Source organism: Variovorax sp. FG153 (assembly GCF_057809595.1).
Genome location: NZ_JBMDKG010000008.1, coordinates 1 through 19,238 on the forward strand (window position 1 = coordinate 1; position 19,238 = coordinate 19,238).

Below are 19,238 nucleotides of genomic sequence, written 5' to 3' on the forward strand. Positions count from 1 at the left end.
TGACCATGGTCACGGGCCTGATCTTCGTGATCTGCGTGCTCGCCTTCCGCAAGGGAATCATGGGCGAACTGAACAGCCTGATCGAGCGCCTCGCCGAGGGCCGCAAGCGCGGCAGGTAGCCGCGGTCCCTCTCCCTTCTTTCTCGATCAGCGAGGTGTCGATGTAGAGCGCGAATCCAACCCGGAAAGTCAGCAACTCAAGGAGGCAACATGAAAAGAAAGTTCGAAACGTTGTTCGTGGGCCAGGTCCTGTTCAAGACGGTATGGCGCACGGCCTGGGCGACGGTGGTCGTCGGGGCCGTGGCAGCCTGTGGTGGTGGAGGCGGCGACGACAACGCAAACGCCGCGGCGATCGCGGCGGTCGTTGCCGCCAATGCGGCAGGGTCCTCGGGCCCGCCTCCACCCGCCGTCGTGCCCGTGCCGCCGGTCGAGCCGTCGGTGCCGACGGAAGTGGCTCCTACCGAGAAGAAGACCAAATGGGCCACGACCTGGCAGGCCGCGCTGTACCCCAACATCCCGCAGAACGAAAACTCCGACACGGTCCGGATGCGCATCCGGACGAGCGTGGGCGGCGAGGGCGTCCGGATCCGGCTGTCCAATGTCTTCGGCACCGCCACCATGCGCGTCGACCATGCCAGCGTGGCGCTGCCCGATGCCGGCAAGGCCTCGGATCCGACGGCCATCGACCTCGGCACGCGCAAGGTCCTGACCTTCAATGGCGGCAAGACCCTGGCCGAGGTTCCCGCGGGGACGGAGTTGCTGAGCGATCCCGTGTCGATGAACGTGCCGAAGCTCTCCGACCTGCTGGTCACCCTGCATTTCCAGGGAAGCACCCAGTATGCGGACATGCACATGGAAAGTGCCGTCCCGCTTCCCGGGTACTTCGTGGTGAGGAATCGCGATGTCTCGGGCGAAGCATCGATCAAGGCGGCGGCACCGAACTATCAGACCTACAACGGGGCTTTCAGCCTCAGCGAGGTCAAGGTGCTCGCGCCCGAAGAGACCCGCGTCGTCATTGCGATGAGCGAATCGATCACGGCCGGATTCGGCGCCAAGGGCATTCAGGAGCCATGGCCCGCCGTCTTGTCGAAGCTGGCGAATTCCAATGGCGAACCGCTCGGCGTGGGCAATGCGGGCATCAGCGGCAACTCCATGATCGACTCGGGCAGCGGCCCCTCCCTGCGCAGCCGGTTCGAGCGCGACGTGCTGTCCCGCGATCCGACGGACATCGTCATCCTGGCCGGCGACAACGACCTCAACCGCTACACCCCGGAACAGATCATCGAGCAGTACAAGCATTTCGTCCAAACGGCCCGCGAGAGGAAGATCAGGGTCTATGGCGGCGTCAACACGCCGATCGGAAACATTCCCGGCATCGGGGAAGCGGGCAGGACCTATTTCGTCGACAACCCCGCCAACTACGGCAAGTGGCTCAAGATCAACGAATGGATCAAGACGCCCGGAAACTTCGATGGCGTCATGGATTTCCCCGCGGTGGTGAGCAATCCCGCGAGCATGCCGCTCGCGCTCTCGAGCGATTGCTACATGCCGGGCAGTCCCATCCACCTGAACACGCGCGGTCTCGACGTGATGGGGACCCTGGCCTACGACGTCCTGTACGGAAAGAAGGAGAAGCCGGCCGCGCCTTGCAACGGGCTCGAATTCCCGCCATCCAACTGAGCGGACCGGGCATGGAGGAGGGCAGCGGCGTCTCCTCGGCGCGATGACTATCATCGCCCCATGCCCACCTCCCACCTCTACCTCATCACCGGCGCATCGCGCGGCCTCGGCCGCGCCATGGCCGAACAGCTGCTGCAGCCCGGCCACGTCCTGCTGTGCATCTCGCGCCGCCAGAGCCCCGAGCTCGCCGAACAGGCGAAGGCGGCCGGCGTCGAACTCGTGCAATGGGAACAGGACCTGTCCGATCCCGTCGCCTCGGCCGCGCGCCTGCGCGAATGGCTGACGGCGCAGGACGCCCAGCGCTTCGACGCCGTCACGCTGATCAACAACGCGGGCACGGTCGGCAATCCGGCGCCGCTCGCGGCCGCGGTCGATGCCGAGCTCTCGCAGGCGCTGCGCATCGGGCTCGAAGCGCCACTGCTGCTGACGGCGGCCTTCCTCGGCGGTACGCGCGGCTGGCGCGGCGCGCGCAAGGTGCTCAACATCTCCTCGGGCCTGGGCCGCAACGCGATGGGCAGCCAGGCACCGTACTGCGCGGCCAAGGCCGGCATGGACCACTACTCGCGCGCGGTCGCGCTCGAGGAGGCGAACCTGCCGAACGGCGCGCGCATCGTGTCGCTGGCGCCCGGCGTGATCGACACCGACATGCAGGTGCAACTGCGTGGCGCCTCGGCCGAGAACTTCCCCGACCGCACGCGCTTCGAGAAGCTCAAGAGCGAGGGCCTGCTCGACAGCCCCGCGAGCGCGGCCGCGAAGGTGCTCAAGTACCTCGCGCGCGCGGACTTCGGCGCCAAGCCGGTGGCCGACGTGCGCGATCCGGACTGAGCACCCGCGCCATGGCCACCGCCCAGGGCATCGACACCGGCGAGTACAAGCTCTTTCCCTCGCCGCGCAACCGGCACCGCGTCGTCTTCACGCACCAGGTCTTCGTGCCGTACCCGTACGCGCTGATCGTGATGGACGAATTCGGTTTCCAGGGCCGCTACAGCCTGTTCGCGGCCTGCCGCGCGAGCGACGGCAAGATGGGCCAGCTCGCGGCCTTCGAGCTCGAGTCGGACGTGGCGGTGTTCAACCGCAAGTTCGTGCCGGACTGAGACGGGCTCCGGATGACGAGAACGTAACCGGGCGGATAAGTCCGCGTCGGTTTGCGTTCCTAGTGTGTGGGCGTGGAGAGATCGACGCCCCGGATGGCACGCCCACGCACCTCGCCGTATCTCCACCCCCGCGCCTGACATCCAGCCGCGGGGAACAACCACAGGAGATATGCATGTCGAACAGAAAAATCCTCGCGCTCGCGGCCGCTTCCGTCCTGGCTGGCCTCGTGCCGGCCGTGGCCCTTGCCCAGCAGAGCGTGCAGCACGTCGATGCGCCTTCGCACTTCGCGGCCAACGAAGCGGGCATCAAGACCCATGCGGAACTGGCCGGCTCGGGCAAGTCGACGGACCAGGTCGGCCAGGAGCTGGCGACGGCGCGAAGCGATCCGAAATGGAAGAACTTCCTGGCCTACGGCACGCCGGTTCCGGCGACCAATGCCCAGCCGAAGACGCGCGCCGAAGTGACGGCCGAACTCGAGCGTGCGCAGCGGCACCCCGGATGGGACCGGGCTTCGCGCTCGGGCGCGCCGCTGGTGCTGCCCGCCGCGCCGATGCCCGTGTCGGCGCGCTGAGGTCCGGCGTCGCGCTTACTCGATGGTCGCGCCCGAGGCCTGCACGATGCCCTTCCACTTCTCGTAGTCGGTCTTGAGCAGCGTGCCGAACTGCTCGGGCGTCATGCTCTGCGGTTCGGCGCCCTGCGCGATGATCGCGGCCTGCATCTCGGGCGTGGCCAGCAGCTTGTTGACCTCGGCGTTCAGGGTGGCGATCACGTCCTTGGGCGTCTTGGCCGGCACGAACAGGCCGTACCAGGTGCTCACGTCGAAGCCCTTGTAGCCGAGCTCGGCCACGGTGGGCGTGTCGGGCAGCGAGCTGCTGCGCTTGGCCGAGGTCACGGCCAGCGGGCGCAGCTTGCCGGCCTTGATCTGGGCCATGGCCGAAGGCACCGACGACACCATCAGGTCGACGTTGCCCGCGAGCACGTCCATCATGGCCGCGTTCGAACCCTTGTAGGGCACGTGGCGCATCTTGATCTTGGCCGCGCCGTTGAAGATCTCGCCGGCCAGGTGGATGGTGGTGCCGTTGCCGGGCGAGCCGTAGGTGACGGTGTCGGGCGCGGCGCGCGCGGCCTTCACCACGTCGTCGAGCGTCTTGTACTTGGAGTTGGCCTGCGTGACGATCACCACGGGCGTGAAGGCCACGTGGGCCACCGCGGTCAGGTCCTTGGTCGGCTCGTAGCTGAGGTTCTTGTAGAGCCAGGGCGCGACGACCATGTTGTCCTTCTGGCCCATCACGATGTCGTAGCCCGTGGGCGCGGCGCGCGCGGCCTCGGCGATGCCGATCGTGCCGCCGGCGCCCGCGCGGTTGTCGGGCACCACGGTCCAGTGGTTGGTCTCGGTGAGCTTCTGGGCCACCAGGCGCGCCAGGATGTCGGTGCCGCCGCCGGGCGGGAAGGGCACGATCATGCGCACGGGCTTGGCGGGCCAGGCCTGGGCCTGAGCGGTGGAGGCGGCGCCGAAGGCCAGCGGAAGCGCCAGCGCGAGGGCCAGCGGACGAAGGAGTCTGCGGATCATGGGTGTTGTCTCTGCTCTAGGGGTTGGGGCCTGGCGCCGGCCACCGGGGCGGGTCTCGCCGCGCCGGGGATGCAGTGTGCCGGAAGCGCTCGGCGCGGGTTTTCGCGCTTCGCGATGGCCCTCGTCTCGGTGCGCGCTGGCCCGGGGACGGCGATTCTCTCCGATGAGCCCGCGCGGCGCCGCGGCAACGGCTTTGTGACGAGCCTTGACGCGGCTTGACAGGGCGCCCGGGGAGATCGAATACTTCACCGAACGGTTGAGTATTCATTGCTGCCCACAACAGGAGGCTCCATGCTCGGAAACATCGATGCCGTGGCCAATCTCGCGGTGAAGGACCTGGCGGCGGCGCGCCGCTTCTACGAGGACACGCTGGGCCTGGCCCAGGTCGACGCCGAGGGCGACGAGGTCATCGTCTACCGCAGCGGCAACACGCGCCTCAACGTGTACCGCTCGTCGTTCGCCGGCACCAATCAGGCGACGGCCGTCACCTGGCAGGTAGGGGCGGACATCGAGCGCCTCGTCGCCGCCCTCCGGGCCAAGGGCGTGCGCTTCGAGCGCTACGACATGCCCGGCACGCGGCACGAGGGCGACCTCCATGTCATGGGCGACATGAAGGTCGCGTGGTTCAAGGACCCCGACGGGAACATCCTGAACCTGATCAACGGCTGATCGATCAGCCGAAGTTCTTTTCGGCGAAGCCCCAGTTGACCAGCTTGGCCAGGAAGGTCTCGACGAACTTCGGACGCAGGTTGCGGTAGTCGATGTAGTAGGCGTGTTCCCAGACGTCGACCGTCAGCAGCGCCGTGTCGGCGGTCGTCAGCGGCGTGCCGGCGGCGCCGGTGTTCACGATGTCCACGCTGCCGTCGGCCTTCTTCACCAGCCAGGTCCAGCCCGAGCCGAAGTTGCCCACGGCCGACTTCACGAAGGCTTCCTTGAAGGCGTCGTAGCTGCCCCACTTGGCATCGATGGCCTTGGCCAGCGCGCCACTGGGAGCGCCGCCGCCCTGCGGCTTCATGCAGTTCCAGAAGAAGGTGTGGTTCCAGATCTGGGCCGAGTTGTTGTAGATGCCGCCGCTGGACTTCTTGACGATCTCCTCGAGCGTCATCGACTCGAACTCGGTGCCCTTCTGCAGGTTGTTGAGGTTCACCACGTAGGCGTTGTGGTGCTTGCCGTAGTGGTACTCGAGGGTCTCCTTCGAGTACTCGGGTGCCAGTGCGTCGAGGGCGTAGGGCAGGGGAGGCAGGGTGTGTTCCATCGTGGGGTCCTTCTGGTTGGTAAAAAAGAAAAAGATGCGGGTCGGGCGCTCAGCCGGCGCCCTTGCCCGCCTTGGGAACGACGCGGTACGCGCAGCGCCGCGCGCCCGCGAGCATGTGCTCGACGCGGCTCACGGCCACGTCGGGCCCGAGCACCTCGTCGAAGAGCTGCAGCTCGCTGCGGCAGAAGCCCGTGCAGGCGCGCGCCGCGGTACAGATCGGGCAGTGGTTCTCGATGAAGAGGAAGCCCTCGCCCTCGTCGTCGGGGCGGTACTCGGCCATGTAGCCCTCGCGGCTGCGCACCTCGGCCAGCCGCTCCAGCCGCGCGGCGATGCCGCGCGCGCCGCGCAGCGCCTCGCGGTAGCTGGCGCGCATGGCCTCCTCGCGCGCGCCGATCAGCTGGTCCATGCCCTTCTCGCCGAACACCTGGATCACGGCGCTGATCATCTGCACCGTCATCTCGGCATGGGTGTCGGGAAAGCGCGCGTGGCCCGAGGCCGTGAGCCGCCAGATCTGCGTCGGCCGGCCGCGCCCGGCGCTGCGGCTCTCGGCGTCGACCAGGCCCTCGGCCTGCAGCTTGGCCATCTGCTGGCGCACCGCCTCCACCGTGACCTGCAGCACCTTGGCGATGTCGGGGATGCCGAGCGCGCCGCGGGTCTTGAGCGTCGAGAGGATGCGGTCGGCCGGCTGGTGCGGGGTCCAGGCGGTCTTGGCGTCGGCGGTGTCGTTGGCGGACATGGCGCGGTCTTCGTGGGGAGCGGAACGTAAAGGCGGCAACCCTTGCATTGTCAGGTGCTCGGGGCGTCCTTCGCGGAAACGCCCGAAAGCCCCTTGGCCGCGCCCGCGTCGTGGCCCGCGGTCGGGGCGTCCGGCGCCTGCCATCCGCCGCCCACGGCCTTGTAGAGCGCGACCAGGCTGGTGTACGAGGCGGTCTCGGCCTCGGCCACCGCATCCTGCGCGCGCAGCAGCGTGCGCTGCGCATCGAGCACCGACAGGTAGGGCGCGGCGCCTTCGCGGTAGCGCACCTCGGCCAGCTCGGCCGCGCGCGCGCTCTGTTCCGAGGCCAGCACCAGGCTTTGCAGCCGCTGCTGGTTCTGGCCGTAGCCGGTGAGCGCGTTCTCCACGTCCTCGATGGCGCGCAGCACGGTCTGCTCGTAGGCCGCGCGCTCGCCCTGCGCGCGCGCCTGCGCGCCGCGCAGTTGCGCGCGCACCGAGCCCAGCCGCAGCGCGGGCCAGCTCAGGCCCGGCGTGAGGCTGAAGGCGCGGCTCGACCCGCTGCCCAGGTCCGAGCCGCGCAGCGCGATGAAGCCGAGGAAGCCACCGATGTCGAGCCGCGGGTACAGCGCGGCCGTGGCCGCGCCCACGTCGGCCGTGCTCGCTGCCAGGCCGCGCTCGGCGCGCAGCACGTCGGGCCGGCGGCGCAGCAGGTCGCCGAGGTCGCCCACCGGCAGCCGCTTGGCGAGCAGCCGCAGCGGGCGCGGCGCGAGCATCGGCTCGAGCTCGGCCGGCTGCAGTGCCGCGAGCACCGCCACGCGATGCGCGGCCTGGCGGCGCGCGGTCTCGAACAGCGGCAGCTGGGCCTCGGTGCTCGCGAGGTTGGCGCGCGCGCTCGCGAGGTCGCCCGCGAGGCCGCGGCCGATGCCGACCTGGGCCTCGGTCACGCGCAGGCTGTCGCGCAGACTCTGCAGCGTGCGCTGCGTCACCGCGAGCCGCTGCTCGGCACCGCGCATCTCGTAGTAGTTGCGCGCGAGCTCGGCCACCACCACGATGCGCGCCTGCTCGAGGTCGGCGGCCTGGGCCTCGGCGCGCGCGCTGGCGGCCTCGTCGAGCCGGCGCAGGCGGCCGAACAGGTCGATCTCCCAGCCGGCGTCGAAGCCCAGGCGGCTGCTCTCGGCCAGCGTGCGGGCCTCGGCCGGCACGCCGTTGCCCTGCGCGATGCCGCGGGTCTTGCTCGCACCCATCGTCACGGTGGGCCAGCGGTCGAGCTCGGCCTCGTCCTGCACGGCGCGGGCTTCGAGCAGCCGCGCCTGCGCGATGCGGATGTCGTGGTTGGCGGCCAGCGCGCGCTCGATCAGCGCGTCGAGCTGCGCATCCTCGAGCTGGCGCCACCAGTCGCGCTGCACCGCGTCGGGCGCGAACAGGTGGCGCTCGGGCGCGGCGATCGTCACCGGCGAGGTCTCGGGCGCCGCGTAGCGCGGGCCGACCGCGCAGCCGGCCAGCAGCAGTGCCGTGGCCAGCGTCGACGGGGAAAGGGTCAAGGCCTTCATGGTCGTTCTCCCGTGCTTCATGCGTGACTGCCCGCGGTGGCCGGTGTCGCCGGGCCGTCCTCGAGCGCCGCGAGCTCCGCCGCGCGCTTCGATTGCCCCGCGGCGCGGTGGTCGCGCGCGAGCAGCGTGTACATCGTGGGCAGCACGAACAGCGTGAACAGCGTGCCCACCAGCATGCCGACCACGATCACCAGCCCGATGCTGAAGCGGCTGTTGGCGCCCGCGCCGCTCGCGAACAGCAGCGGCACCAGGCCCACCACCATCGCGGCCGTGGTCATCAGGATCGGCCGCAGGCGGATGCGCGCGGCCTCCTCGATCGAGGCGCGGCGGTCGAAGCCCTTGCGCATCTGGATCTCGTTGGCGAACTCCACCATCAGGATGCCGTGCTTGCTGATCAGCCCGATCAGCGTCACCAGCCCGATCTGGGTGTAGATGTTGATGGTCGCGAAGCCCAGCGCCAGCGGCACCAGCGCGCCGCAGATCGACATCGGCACGCTGACCAGGATGATCAGCGGGTCGCGCAGGCTCTCGTACTGCGCGGCCAGCACCAGGTAGATCACGACGATCGCGAACACGAAGGCCAGCACCAGCGCCGAGCCCTCCTGCGTGAACTGGCGCGCGTCGGACTGCCAGTCGTAGCTGAAGCCGGCCGGCAGCTTCTTCGCCTCGGCGCTCAGGAAGGCCACCGCGTCGCCCATGGTCACGCCGGGCATCGGAATGGCCTGGAAGGTGGCGGCGTTGAGCTGGTTGAACTGCGTGAGCTTGTTCGGGCCCACGCTGGTCGACAGCTGCACCAGGTTGGCCAGCGGCACCGGCTGGCCGCTCGCGCTCTTCACGAAGTAGCGCGACAGCGCCTCGGCCGTCAGCCGCTGCTCGCGTGGCGTCTGCGGAATCACGTCGTAGGAGCGGCCGTCCATGCCGAAGCGGTTGACGTAGTTCTCGCCCACCAGCACGGCCAGCGTGTCGCCGATGGACTTCATGGTCACGCCCAGGCTGTTGGCCTTGGCGCGGTCCACGCGCACCTCGACCACCGGGTTGTTGAACTCGAGGTCGCTGTCGACCACGGCGAACTTGCCGCTCTCGCGTGCCGCCTTCTTGAGCGCCTCCATGGCCTCGAACACGCTGCGGTGGTCGCCCGGGCTGCGGATCACCATCTGCACCGGCAGCCCGCCGGTGGAGCCCGGCAGCGAGGGCAGCTGGAAGGCGAAGATATTGCTGCCTTCCACCGCGCCCATGCTGCCCTGCACCTCGTGCTGGATCTGGTCGGCGTTGCGCTGGCGGTCCTTCCAGTCGGACAGCTGCACGCCGCCGATCGAGTTCGACACGCCGTCGGAGCCGTTGATCAGCCAGCGGCCGGTGTTCTCGGGCAGCGCGGCGAACACGTCGTCCCACTTCTTGCCGAACTTCTCGACGTAGTCGATGTTGGCGTGCTGCGGCGACTTGATCGCGGTCAGCACCATGGCCTGGTCCTCGCCGGGCGCGAGCTCGCGCTGCGCGGCGTTGTAGAGGAAGGGCAGGCTCGCGAGCACCACCGCGGCCAGCGCGCCCGTCACCCAGCGGTGGCGCAGCGACACGTCGAGCACGCGGCCGTAGCCGGTGGCCAGGCGGTGGAAGAAGCCCTCGGCCAGCCGCGCCATGCGCGTGCCGGTGGCGTCCTGCGGCAGCAGGAAGGAGCTCATCACCGGCGACAGCGTGAGCGCGATCACGCCCGACACCACCACCGCGCCCGCGAGCGTGAAGGCGAACTCCTTGAACAGCGAGCCGGTGAGCCCGCCCATCAGGCCGATCGGCGCGTAGACCGCGGCCAGCGTGAGCGTCATCGCGATCACCGGGCCGGCCACTTCGCGCGCGCCGATCAGCGCCGCCTGCACGCGCGACTTGCCTTCCTCGATGTGGCGGTGCACGTTCTCCACCACCACGATCGCGTCGTCCACCACCAGCCCGATCGCCAGCACCATCGCCAGCAGGGTGAGCAGGTTGATCGAGAAGCCGAACAGCAGCATCAGCGCCGCGGCGCCCAGCATCGACAGCGGAATGGTCACCACCGGGATCAGCACCGCGCGTACCGAGCCCAGGCACAGGAAGATCACCAGCACCACGATCACCACCGCCTCGAGCAGCGTGTGGCGCACCTCGTCGATCGAGGCCTCGATGAAGCGCGCGAGCTCGAACGGCAGCTGCACCTCCACGCCCGCGGGCAGGTTTTGCTTGATGCCGGGCAGCAGTTCGCGGATGCGCTTCACGATCACCAGCGGATTGCCGTTGGGCGCGGCCTGCAGGCCGAGGTAGATGGCCTTGTCGCCGTCCATCATCGCGCTGACGTCGGCGCTCGCCGCGCCGAGCTCGACCGTGGCCACGTCGCCCAGGCGCACCAGCGCATCGCCGTCGCGCTTGATCACCATGTCGCGGAACTCGGCCACGTTCACCAGGTCGGTGTTGACGCGGATGTTCGACACCACGTACAGGCCCTTGACCTGGCCCGGCGCCGCCTGCACGTTGTTCTGGCGCAGCGCGTCGGCCAGCTCGCCGGCCGAGATGCCGCGCGCGGCCATGCGGTTGGCGTCGAGCCACACGCGCATCGCCAGCGTCTGGCCGCCCGAGACCTCCACGCCCGACACGCCCTCGATCGACGCGAACTGCGGCTGCACCACGCGCGAGAGGTAGTCGGTGAGCGCCGGCATGCCCATGGTCTTGCTCGAGAAGCCCACGTAGGCCACGGCCGTGGCCTCGCCCGAGGACTTGAGGATCACCGGGTCGAAGGCCTCCTGCGGCAGCCGGTACTTGACCTGGCTCACCTGCGCCATCGCCTGCGTGAGCGCCTGGTTGGCGTCGGCGTTGAGCTTCATGCGCACGGTGATCACGCTGCGGCCCAGCGTGGAGGAGGACGACAGGTAGTCGACGTTCTCGATCGTGGCCACCGCCTGCGCGATCGGCTGCGTGACGAAGCCCTGCATCAGCTCGGGCGAGGCGCCCGGGTACTGGGTGGTGATGGTCAGCGTGGTGCTCTCGGTCAGCGGGTACTGGCGCACCGGCAGCGAGCCGAGGGCACGCGCACCCAGCAGCAGGATCAGCGTGCTCACCACCAGCGCCAGCACCGGCCGGCGCACGAACAGGTCGGTGAATCTCATGACTTGCGCTCCCGCACGGCCAGCGTGTCCTTGTCCATCGGCTGCACCGCGGCGCCGCCGTACAGGCGCAGCTGGCCCGAGGTCACGACGCGCTCGCCGGCCTGCAGGCCCTTCTCGATCACCACCTGGCCGTCCTGCCGGTCGCCGGCCGTCACGAACAGCTGCTGCACCACGAAGCCCTCGCCCTTGTCGGCCGGGCGCACCACGTAGACCGAGTCGCCGTGCGTGCTGTAGGTGATGGCGGTCTCGGGCACGGTGATGGCGTCGGCGCGCGGCGGCAGCGCCACGCGCGCGCTCACGTACATGCCGGGCGCGAGCGCGCCGTCGGCGTTGTCGATCGCGGCCTGCAGCCGCACGGTGCGCGTGTCGCTGCCGATCTGCGGCTCGATCGCGCTGAGCCGGGCCTGGAAGGCGCGGCCGGGCCAGGCGTCGACGTTGAGCAGCACCTGCTGGTTGCGCTGGAGCGCGGGCAGGGCGGCCTCGGGCAGGGTGATGGTCGCGAGCAGCGTGCGGGCGTCGGTCAGCGAGACCAGTGCATCGCCGGCACGCACGAACTGCCCGAGGTTGACCTTGCGCAGGCCCAGCCGGCCGTCGAAGGGCGCCACGATGCGCTTCTGGGCGATCTGCGCCTGCACCCGCCGCAGCTCGCCGCTGGCCTGGTCGTAGCCGGCCTGCGCCTGGTCGAGCTGCTCCTGCGTGGCGGCCTGCTGCGGCAGCAGCCGGCGCGTGCGCTCGAGCAATGCCTTCGCATTGGCGCGCTGCGCCTGCAGCCGTTCGAGGTCGCCCTGCTCGGGTGCGTCGTTGAGCTGCACCAGCAACTGGCCCGCGCGCACCTCGGCACCTGCGGTGAAGAGGATCTTCGCGATCCGCCCCTCCACCTCGGCCGGCACCTCGACCTGCCGGTTCGCCTCCAGCGTGCCGATGCCGCTGAGGAAGCGCGGCAGTTCGGTCTGCCGCGCCGCGGCCACCGCCACTTGCGCCGGCGGCATGCCGCCGCCACCGCCGCCGTCGGCCGCTCTGGATTTCGCCACGAGGCCATAGCCGGCCCCTCCCACCACCACTGCCGCGAAGCCGGCACCGAGCCAGGCCCTTGATCGTGCGTTCATGATCATACCGTTATTAATCAAAGAAAGTGCTTGGATTATTGGCGAGCTCGTGGCGGCCTGTCGAATAAAGGAAAGCAATGCCCCCGATGAAGGCGGGCTATCCGGGTCGTGTCGCGCATCTGGAATCTCCGAAGGTCGAGCGGCACATGCCGCTGCAGCGAAGACGGGCGATGGGGAGGGTTTGTGACGCGCGCGATTCACCGGTCCGGCGGCCGTGCATTGCGCGCGGGGCCGGGGGCCGATGTACATTGCGGCCTGCTCAAAAATCTTTCAGCATGGCCACCAAGTCCCGAAAAAAGCCCGCGGCCGTCACCGAGGACGAGGTCTTCGACATCGCTGCCGAGCTGTTCCGGGCCATGGCCGCGCCCATGCGGCTGAAGATCGTCAGCCTGCTGTGCAACGGCGAGAAGAACGTGAGCGAGCTGCTGGCCGAGATCGACACCACGCAGCCCAACATGTCGCAGCACCTCAACACCCTCTACCAGGCGGGCGTGCTCGCGCGGCGCCGCGAGGGCGTGAGCATCTACTACAGCATCGCGAACGAGACCGTGGTGGCGCTGTGCCGCAGCATCTGCGTGCAGATCGCCATCGAGCAGGCCTGAGGCCCGTGGCGGGCCGCCGCCCTCAGGGCTTCAGGTAGACGTAGCCTTCCTGCGCCTGCAGCCGCGCCACCTCGGCCACGCCCGAGGGCACCACCTTCGCTTCCATCAGCAGCCGGCCCGCGTCGATGTTGCGCGTGGTCAGCGTGTTGTTGCAGACGTCGAACACCACGCCGCGCGCGGCCAGGGCGCTCACCGGGCCGCTGAACTCGCGGCCCTTGCTGTCCTTCGCGTCGCTCAGCAGGAAGTCGATGCCGGGGCCGTGCGTCACCACCACGATCTTCGCCTTCGGGTCGGCGTTGAGGTGGTTCGTGATGTTGGCGAGGATGGCCGCGCTGGTCTCGACGCCGGTGTTGACGTGATAGACCGCCTTGACCACCTGCTGCGCGCCGGCGAACGACGCCGCGATGGCCAGAAGGAACGCGATGAATGCCTGTCTCATGGGGAAACCCTCGGTTGTTGTTGTGGACCTCAAAATATCATCTTCTACTTATATTTACAGCCGGGCAAGTCCGGGGTCGCGCGGCGATGCATCGCGCGACGATGAAAAAAGAGAGACGCCACGATGTTCCCGCTCCTTCTTCGCGCGCTTCTTCGCACGCTGTGGCCGCTGGCCTTCGGCCTCTTCGTGGCGAGCGCGCTCGCCGCGCCCGACATCGCGCCGCGCGCCGTCGCGCCCGATGTCTACTACGTGCAGGGCGTGCCGGCACTGGGCTCGGCCGAGAACCAGAACTTCATCTCGAACGCGGGCTTCGTCGTCACGCGTGACAGCGTGGTGCTGATCGATGCGCTCGGTTCGCCGGCCGCGGCCGAGCGGCTGGTGCGGGAGATCCGACGCATCACGCCCAAGCCGATCAGCCACGTGATCCTCACGCACTACCACGCCGACCACATCTACGGCCTGCAGGTGTTCAAGGCGCTGGGCGCGCAGGTGATCGCCCATGCGCTGGCCAGGACCTACCTGTACTCCGACGCGGCGCGGCTGCGCCTCGAGGCCTCGCGCAAGGACCTCGCGCCATGGATCGACGACAGCACGCGGCTGGTGCCGGCCGATGTCTGGCTCGAGGGCCGCACGGAGATGACGATCGGCGGCACGCGCTTCGTGATCCAGCCCGCGGGCCCGGCCCACACGCCCGAGGACCTCGCGATCTACCTGCCGCAGCAGCAGGTGCTGTTCTCGGGCGACGTGGTGTTCCGCAACCGCATTCCCTACGTGGGCACGGCCGACAGCCGCCACTGGATCGCGGCGCTCGATGCGCTGCTCGCGCTCGATGCGCGCACCATCGTGCCGGGCCACGGGCCGGCCTCCTCCGATCCGAAGCAGGACCTGCAGCTCACGCGCGACTACCTCGTGTTCCTGCGCGAGGCCATGCGCAAGGCCGCGGCCGACATGACGCCCTTCGAGGAAGCCTATGCGGCCACCGACTGGTCGCGCTATGAAGCCATGCCGCTGTTCAAGGCCGCGAACCGCATGAACGCCTACAACACCTACCTGTTGATGGAGCAGGAGACGCGATGAACGCGCGCGGCCCCACGCGGCGCGGCGCCCTCGCTGGCATCGCGCTGTCGTGCGTCTGGCCCGTGGCGCATGCCGCCGAGTCGGCGCTGCCCGCGCCCGACTCTCTGGCCGATGCGCTCGCCAATGCGCTCGCGCGTTCGCAGCCGCTGGTCGTGATGGCCAGCCTGCGCGGCTGCCCCTTCTGCCGCATCGTGCGCGAGCACTACCTGATGCCCGAGCTGGCGACGGGCCTGCCCGTGGTGCAGATCGACCTGCGCGACCGCCGCATGGTGCGCGACTTCGACGGTGCGCCGCGCACGCACGAGGCCCTGCTCGCGGCCTGGGGCATCGCGGTCGCGCCCACGCTGCTGTTCTTCGGCCGCGGCGCGCGCGAGGTCGCCGAGCGGCTCGCGGGCGGGGCCTCGGATTTCTACGGTGCCTACCTCGAGCAGCGGCTGAACCAGGCCCGTACAGCCGTGCGCGTGTGATCGCGAGCTAGCGTTATGCATGAGCGTGCCGAGCGGGTTTCCCCCAGGCACGAAGCCCTTCCCATCGACGCACGGACTCCTAAAATCAATACATAACGATTTACTTATTTAACGATGAAACTGGCAGCTTCGATGCGAGTTTCGAGGAGACGAAATTGAAGTTGTTGCCGTCGCTCGCGGTCGCCGCCGCATTGCTGATCTGCGCCCAGGCGCATGCGAGCAAGGAGCTGGCCCAGAAGAACGCCTGCCTCGCCTGCCACGCGACCGACAAGAAGCTCGTGGGTCCGGCCTACCAGGACGTCGCGAAGAAGTACGCGGGTCAGTCCGATGCGCTGGCCGTGCTCACCGCGAGCATCCAGAAGGGCAGCAGCGGCAAGTGGGGGCCGGTGCCGATGCCGGGCCAGCCGGCGTTGAGCGAGGCCGACGCCAAGTCGCTGGCCGCCTGGGTGCTGGGCGGCGCCAAGTAGGCAGTTGCGAAGGCCTGCGATGAGCAACATCCAGCAGCCCGGCCAGGTGCGCAAGGCGCCCGAGAACTTCGTCGACGCGCAGGGCGTGCGCACCGTGTTCTCGGAAGCGCGCAAGGGCCGGCGCGATTTCATCCGCGGTGCCTTCGCCGCTGCCGTCGCGGGCGGCGCGGCAACGGCGGCGCTCGCGCAGGCCGATGGCGATCCCGCGATCCTCCAGCTGCCCGCGCACAGCACCGGCCTCGGCCAGCCCGTGGTCACCGACGGCTACGGCAAGCCCTCGAAGTACGAGGCCAACGTGCAGCGCCGCCAGAGCCCCGGCCTCACGCCGACCGCGCAGGCCTCGGTCTCGTTCGCGCCGCTGCAGTCGCTGTTCGGCATCGTCACGCCCAGCGGCCTGCACTTCGAGCGCCATCACCAGGGCTGGTGGGACATCGATCCTTCGAAGCACCGCCTGATGATCAACGGCCTCGTGAAGGCCGCCAAGGTTTTCACGCTCGACGAGCTGATGCGGCTGCCCTCGGTGTCGCGCTTCCACTTCATCGAATGCGGCGCCAACACCGGCATGGAATGGGGCAACGTCGCCGTGCCCACCGCGCAGTACACGCACGGCATGCTCTCGTGCAGCGAGTTCACGGGCGTGCCGTTGATCACGCTGCTCGAGATGGCCGGCGCCGACCTCAAGGGCGAGCGCTTCGTATTGGCCGAGGGCGCCGACGGCTCCTCGATGACGCGCACCATCCCGATGAGCCTGGTGCGCTCGGGCGAGGTGCTGGTGGCCTACGGCCAGAACGGCGAGATGCTGCGGCCCGAGCAGGGCTACCCGCTGCGCCTGGTGGTGCCGGGCGTGCAGGGCGTGAGCTGGGTCAAGTACCTGCGTCGCATCGAGCTCGGCGACATGCCCTACGGCACCAAGGACGAGACCGTGCACTACGTCGACCTGATGCCCGACGGCCAGCACCGCCAGTACACGAGCGTGCAGGAATGCAAGAGCGTGGTGACCACGCCCTCGGGCGGGCAGATGCTGCTGGACAAGGGCTTCTACAACATCACCGGCCTCGCCTGGTCGGGGCGCGGCAAGGTGAAGCGCGTCGACGTCAGCGTGGACGGCGGGCGCAACTGGCGCAGCGCGCGGCTCGAGTCGCCGGTGCTCTCGAAGTGCCTCACGCGCTTCAACATCGACTGGGTGTGGGACGGTTCGCCGGCCATCATCCAGAGCCGCGCGATGGACGACACCGGCTACGTGCAGCCCGGCTACCGCCAGCTGCGCGCGGTGCGCGGCACGCGCTCGATCTATCACAACAACGCGATCCAGTCCTGGCAGGTGCAGGCGAGCGGGGAGGTGGCGAATGTCCAGCTCGGCTAGCCGCATCGTGCTGCGCGCGCTGCTGGCGCTCGCGGGCTGCGGCGTCTGCATCGCCACCTGGGCGCAGCCGAAGGCCGCCTACCCGGGCATCGGGCGCGACGCCACACCGAAGGAAGTGGCGGCCTGGGACATCGACGTGCGCCCCGACTTCAAGGGCCTGCCCAAGGGCTCGGGCTCGGTCGCGCGCGGCCAGGACCTGTGGGAGAGCAAGTGCGCCTCGTGCCATGGCGTGTTCGGCGAATCGAACCAGGTGTTCAGCCCCATCGTCGGCGGCACCACGGCCGAGGACATCAAGACCGGCCACGTCGCGCGGCTCAAGGACCCGGCCTTTCCGGGCCGCACCACGCTGATGAAGGTGGCGAGCCTCTCGACCGTCTGGGACTACGTCTACCGCGCCATGCCCTGGAACCAGCCCAAGTCGCTGACGCCCGACGACGTGTTCGCCGTCACCGCCTACATGCTGAACCTCGGCGGTATCGTGCCCGACGACTTCACGCTGTCGGACCGCAACATCCGCGAGGTGCAGGCGCGCATGCCGAACCGCGACGGCACCACCACCGCGCACGCGATGTGGCCCGGCAACGAATTCGGCCGCGCGGCGAAACCCGACGTGGCGGCGGTCGCCTGCATGCGCGACTGCGTGCCGGCCACGCAGACCGTGTCGCAGCTGCCGCCGCATGCGCGCGGCAGCCACGGCAACCTCGCCGAGCAGAACCGGCTGGTGGGCCCGCAGCGCGGCATCGACACCGCGCCGGCCGCGAAGGCCGGTGCCCCCGCCGCGGCGGCACCGGCCTCGAAGGCCCCGCTCGCCGTGCTCGAGAAGAACAGCTGCGTCGCCTGCCACGGCATGACGCAGAAGCTCGTCGGCCCCGCCTTCTCCGACATCGCGAAGAAATACCCGGGCCAGGTCGACCACCTGCTCGAGAAGATCAAGAGCGGCGGCAGCGGCGTATGGGGTGCGATCCCGATGCCGCCGCAGACCATCGGCGACGACGATGCCAGGGCCGTGGCGCGCTGGCTCGCCGAAAGCGCCGGGCCATGACGCGGCAGCCACGCACCCGGCCCACCATCGATTCGACAGGAGACAAGCCATGAAGAACCGCAGACAGATCCTCCAGCAGTCCGCCGCGCTCGCGGGCCTCGCCGCCACCGGCGCCTGGCTGCCGGCCAGCGCGCTGGCCTACACCAAGGAAGCCTTCGAGGCCAAGAGCGTGGCCGATGCGCTCAAGGCCGTGGGCGCGGGCACGCCCACCGAGAGCAAGGAGGTCACGATCACCGGCCCCGACATCGCCGAGAACGGCGCCGTGGTGCCGCTCAGTGTCGCGACCTCGCTGGCCGGCGTGAAGCAGCTGATGCTGCTGGTCGAAAAGAACCCGAACGCGGTGGTCGCGATCTTCAACACCTCGGAGTTCGTCGAGCCGAACTTCACCACGCGCGCCAAGCTGGGCCAGTCCTCCGACGTGTACGCGATCGCCGTCATGAACGACGGCAAGGCGCTGTTCGCGAAGAAGGAAGTCAAGGTCACGCTGGGCGGCTGCGGCGGCTGACGCGCGCGCCGTCCCCACGAAGAAACAACGAGAGAAGGAGACCCACCATGGCAGATCCCATGCGCATCCGCGCCCAGGCCGCGGGCGACAAGACGACCGTCCGCATCCTGATGGCGCACGAGATGGAAACCGGCCAGCGCAAGGACGCCGCCGGCAAGACCATTCCGGCCTGGTTCATCCAGGAGGTCACGGCCTCGCTCAACGGCAAGACCGTGCTCACGGCCGACTGGGGCCCCGCGGTCTCGAAGAACCCGTTCATGCAGTTCACGCTCAAGGGCGCGAAGGCGGGCGACAAGATCTCGGTGACCTGGAAGGACAACCGCGGCGACACCCGCACCGACGAAGCCACCGTCAGCTAGGCGGTCGCCATGCGCAAGATCCCACTCCCGTGCCTGCTGCTGCTGGCGGGCAGCCTGTCGCTGCACGCCGCCGCGCAGAAGACCACCGCCGAAGGCATCGCCGAGTACCGCGCGCTGCTGCAGGACGGCAACCCGGCCGAGCTGTTCGAGGCCAAGGGCGAAGACCTCTGGAAGCAGAAGCGCGGGCCCAAGGGTGCCTCGCTCGAGAAGTGCGACCTCGGCAAGGGCCCGGGCGTGGTCAAGGGCGCGTTCGCCGAGCTGCCGCGCCACTTCGCCGACACCGGCCGCGTGCAGGACATGGAGTCGCGCCTGCTGACCTGCATGCAGACCCTGCAGGGCTTCGATGCCGCCGAGATCGCGAAGACGCCGTTCGGCAGCGGCGAGCAGAAGAACCTCGAGGCGCTGGTGGCCTGGATCTCGGCCGAGTCGAAGGGCATGGCGCTGAACCTGCCGCAGTCGCATGCGAGCGAGCGCCGCGCCTACGAGGTGGGCAAGCGCCTGTTCTTCCTGCGCGCCGGACCGCACGACTTCGCCTGCGCCACCTGCCATGGCGCCGACGACAAGCGCATCCGGCTGCAGGACCTGCCGAACCTCACGAAGAGCCCCGGCGCCGGCGACGGCTTCGGTGCCTGGCCGGCCTACCGCGTGTCCTCGGGCGAGCTCTGGGGCATGCAGCGGCGGCTCAACGACTGCTTTCGCCAGCAGCGCTTTCCCTACCCGGGCTATGCCAGCGACGCGACCATCGCGCTGGCCGTGTACATGGGCGTCAACGGCAAGGGCGTGAAGACCACGGCCCCGGCCATCAAGCGCTGAAGGAAC

At 69.4% G+C, this 19,238-nt stretch carries 21 protein-coding genes and 1 pseudogene; 15 read left to right on the forward strand and 7 right to left on the reverse strand.

What is annotated here, in order from left to right; genetic code table 11:
• The 5 genes and pseudogenes from ACODT0_RS11575 to ACODT0_RS11595 all read left to right on the forward strand — a co-directional run.
• Positions 1-119: pseudogene (locus tag ACODT0_RS11575) on the forward strand (branched-chain amino acid ABC transporter permease); the annotation flags it as partial.
• 90 nt (positions 120-209) lie between these two features.
• Positions 210-1,679: a GDSL-type esterase/lipase family protein gene (locus ACODT0_RS11580; RefSeq protein WP_489041344.1), complete on the forward strand. Its 1,470-nt coding sequence runs from the start codon at positions 210-212 to the stop codon at positions 1,677-1,679.
• A 60-nt stretch (positions 1,680-1,739) separates the two neighbouring features.
• Positions 1,740-2,504, forward strand: coding sequence for an SDR family NAD(P)-dependent oxidoreductase (locus ACODT0_RS11585; protein ID WP_422099669.1), 765 nt, complete (start codon positions 1,740-1,742; stop codon positions 2,502-2,504).
• 11 nt (positions 2,505-2,515) lie between these two features.
• Positions 2,516-2,773, forward strand: coding sequence for a hypothetical protein (locus ACODT0_RS11590; protein WP_057597808.1), 258 nt, complete (start codon positions 2,516-2,518; stop codon positions 2,771-2,773).
• Between the two features lie 173 nt (positions 2,774-2,946).
• A complete protein-coding gene (locus tag ACODT0_RS11595) occupies positions 2,947-3,345 on the forward strand; it encodes a hypothetical protein (RefSeq protein WP_422099670.1) in 399 nt (132 codons plus the stop codon).
• 15 nt (positions 3,346-3,360) lie between these two features.
• Here the strand turns inward: ACODT0_RS11595 and ACODT0_RS11600 are convergent, their stop codons facing one another.
• Complete coding sequence (locus tag ACODT0_RS11600; RefSeq protein WP_261215100.1) at positions 3,361-4,344, reverse strand: Bug family tripartite tricarboxylate transporter substrate binding protein; 984 nt, start codon at positions 4,342-4,344, stop codon at positions 3,361-3,363.
• A gap of 291 nt (positions 4,345-4,635) precedes the next feature.
• On the opposite strand from ACODT0_RS11600, the gene ACODT0_RS11605 reads away from it, so the two are divergent.
• A complete protein-coding gene (locus ACODT0_RS11605) occupies positions 4,636-5,013 on the forward strand; it encodes a VOC family protein (RefSeq protein WP_261215102.1) in 378 nt (125 codons plus the stop codon).
• Positions 5,014-5,017: 4 nt separating this feature from the next.
• On the opposite strand, the gene ACODT0_RS11610 is transcribed toward ACODT0_RS11605, so the two are convergent.
• Genes ACODT0_RS11610 through ACODT0_RS11630 form a run of 5 tightly spaced genes read right to left on the reverse strand, consistent with a single transcriptional unit; the run spans position 5,018 to position 12,098 of the window.
• Positions 5,018-5,599 (reverse strand): superoxide dismutase, encoded by a 582-nt coding sequence (locus ACODT0_RS11610; protein ID WP_413761743.1) that lies wholly within the window; start codon positions 5,597-5,599, stop codon positions 5,018-5,020.
• 49 nt (positions 5,600-5,648) lie between these two features.
• On the reverse strand, positions 5,649-6,335 hold the full coding sequence (locus ACODT0_RS11615; protein ID WP_489041345.1) for a helix-turn-helix transcriptional regulator: 687 nt from the start codon (positions 6,333-6,335) through the stop codon (positions 5,649-5,651).
• Positions 6,336-6,385: 50 nt separating this feature from the next.
• On the reverse strand, positions 6,386-7,885 hold the full coding sequence (locus tag ACODT0_RS11620; protein WP_489041346.1) for an efflux transporter outer membrane subunit: 1,500 nt from the start codon (positions 7,883-7,885) through the stop codon (positions 6,386-6,388).
• Positions 7,882-10,992 (reverse strand): MexW/MexI family multidrug efflux RND transporter permease subunit, encoded by a 3,111-nt coding sequence (locus ACODT0_RS11625; RefSeq protein WP_489041347.1) that lies wholly within the window; start codon positions 10,990-10,992, stop codon positions 7,882-7,884. Before ACODT0_RS11625 ends, ACODT0_RS11620 begins: the two co-directional genes overlap by 4 nt.
• Entirely contained in the window at positions 10,989-12,098 is a 1,110-nt protein-coding gene (locus tag ACODT0_RS11630; protein WP_057593589.1) for an efflux RND transporter periplasmic adaptor subunit, read from the reverse strand. Before ACODT0_RS11630 ends, ACODT0_RS11625 begins: the two co-directional genes overlap by 4 nt.
• Positions 12,099-12,373: 275 nt before the next feature.
• Here ACODT0_RS11630 and ACODT0_RS11635 point away from each other — a divergent pair, with 275 nt between their 5' ends.
• Positions 12,374-12,700 carry an ArsR/SmtB family transcription factor gene (locus ACODT0_RS11635; protein WP_093355146.1) on the forward strand — a complete coding sequence of 109 codons (327 nt, stop codon included), beginning with the start codon at positions 12,374-12,376 and terminating at the stop codon, positions 12,698-12,700.
• A gap of 22 nt (positions 12,701-12,722) precedes the next feature.
• Here ACODT0_RS11635 and ACODT0_RS11640 read toward each other — a convergent pair whose 3' ends face one another.
• On the reverse strand, positions 12,723-13,139 hold the full coding sequence (locus ACODT0_RS11640; RefSeq protein WP_261215120.1) for a DsrE family protein: 417 nt from the start codon (positions 13,137-13,139) through the stop codon (positions 12,723-12,725).
• 123 nt (positions 13,140-13,262) lie between these two features.
• On the opposite strand from ACODT0_RS11640, the gene ACODT0_RS11645 reads away from it, so the two are divergent.
• The 8 genes from ACODT0_RS11645 to soxA all read left to right on the forward strand — a co-directional run bounded on the left by ACODT0_RS11645 (position 13,263) and on the right by soxA (position 19,232).
• Positions 13,263-14,216, forward strand: a complete 954-nt coding sequence (locus ACODT0_RS11645; RefSeq protein WP_489041348.1) for an MBL fold metallo-hydrolase — start codon at positions 13,263-13,265, stop codon at positions 14,214-14,216.
• Positions 14,213-14,683 carry a thioredoxin domain-containing protein gene (locus ACODT0_RS11650; RefSeq protein ID WP_489041349.1) on the forward strand — a complete coding sequence of 157 codons (471 nt, stop codon included), beginning with the start codon at positions 14,213-14,215 and terminating at the stop codon, positions 14,681-14,683. Before ACODT0_RS11645 ends, ACODT0_RS11650 begins: the two co-directional genes overlap by 4 nt.
• Before the next feature lie 164 nt (positions 14,684-14,847).
• Entirely contained in the window at positions 14,848-15,150 is a 303-nt protein-coding gene (locus ACODT0_RS11655) for a c-type cytochrome (RefSeq protein WP_409976580.1), read from the forward strand.
• 19 nt (positions 15,151-15,169) lie between these two features.
• A complete protein-coding gene (gene soxC, locus ACODT0_RS11660) occupies positions 15,170-16,513 on the forward strand; it encodes a sulfite dehydrogenase (protein WP_057593580.1) in 1,344 nt (447 codons plus the stop codon).
• Positions 16,497-17,555: a c-type cytochrome gene (locus ACODT0_RS11665; RefSeq protein ID WP_489041350.1), complete on the forward strand. Its 1,059-nt coding sequence runs from the start codon at positions 16,497-16,499 to the stop codon at positions 17,553-17,555. Before soxC ends, ACODT0_RS11665 begins: the two co-directional genes overlap by 17 nt.
• Before the next feature lie 49 nt (positions 17,556-17,604).
• The gene (soxY, locus tag ACODT0_RS11670; RefSeq protein WP_057593578.1) at positions 17,605-18,060 is read left to right on the forward strand and encodes a thiosulfate oxidation carrier protein SoxY; all 456 of its coding nucleotides are present in this window, start codon (positions 17,605-17,607) and stop codon (positions 18,058-18,060) included.
• Between the two features lie 47 nt (positions 18,061-18,107).
• Positions 18,108-18,419, forward strand: a complete 312-nt coding sequence (gene soxZ, locus ACODT0_RS11675) for a thiosulfate oxidation carrier complex protein SoxZ (RefSeq protein ID WP_172705585.1) — start codon at positions 18,108-18,110, stop codon at positions 18,417-18,419.
• 9 nt (positions 18,420-18,428) lie between these two features.
• Positions 18,429-19,232, forward strand: coding sequence for a sulfur oxidation c-type cytochrome SoxA (gene soxA, locus ACODT0_RS11680; RefSeq protein WP_057593576.1), 804 nt, complete (start codon positions 18,429-18,431; stop codon positions 19,230-19,232).
• Positions 19,233-19,238: the final 6 nt, after the last annotated feature.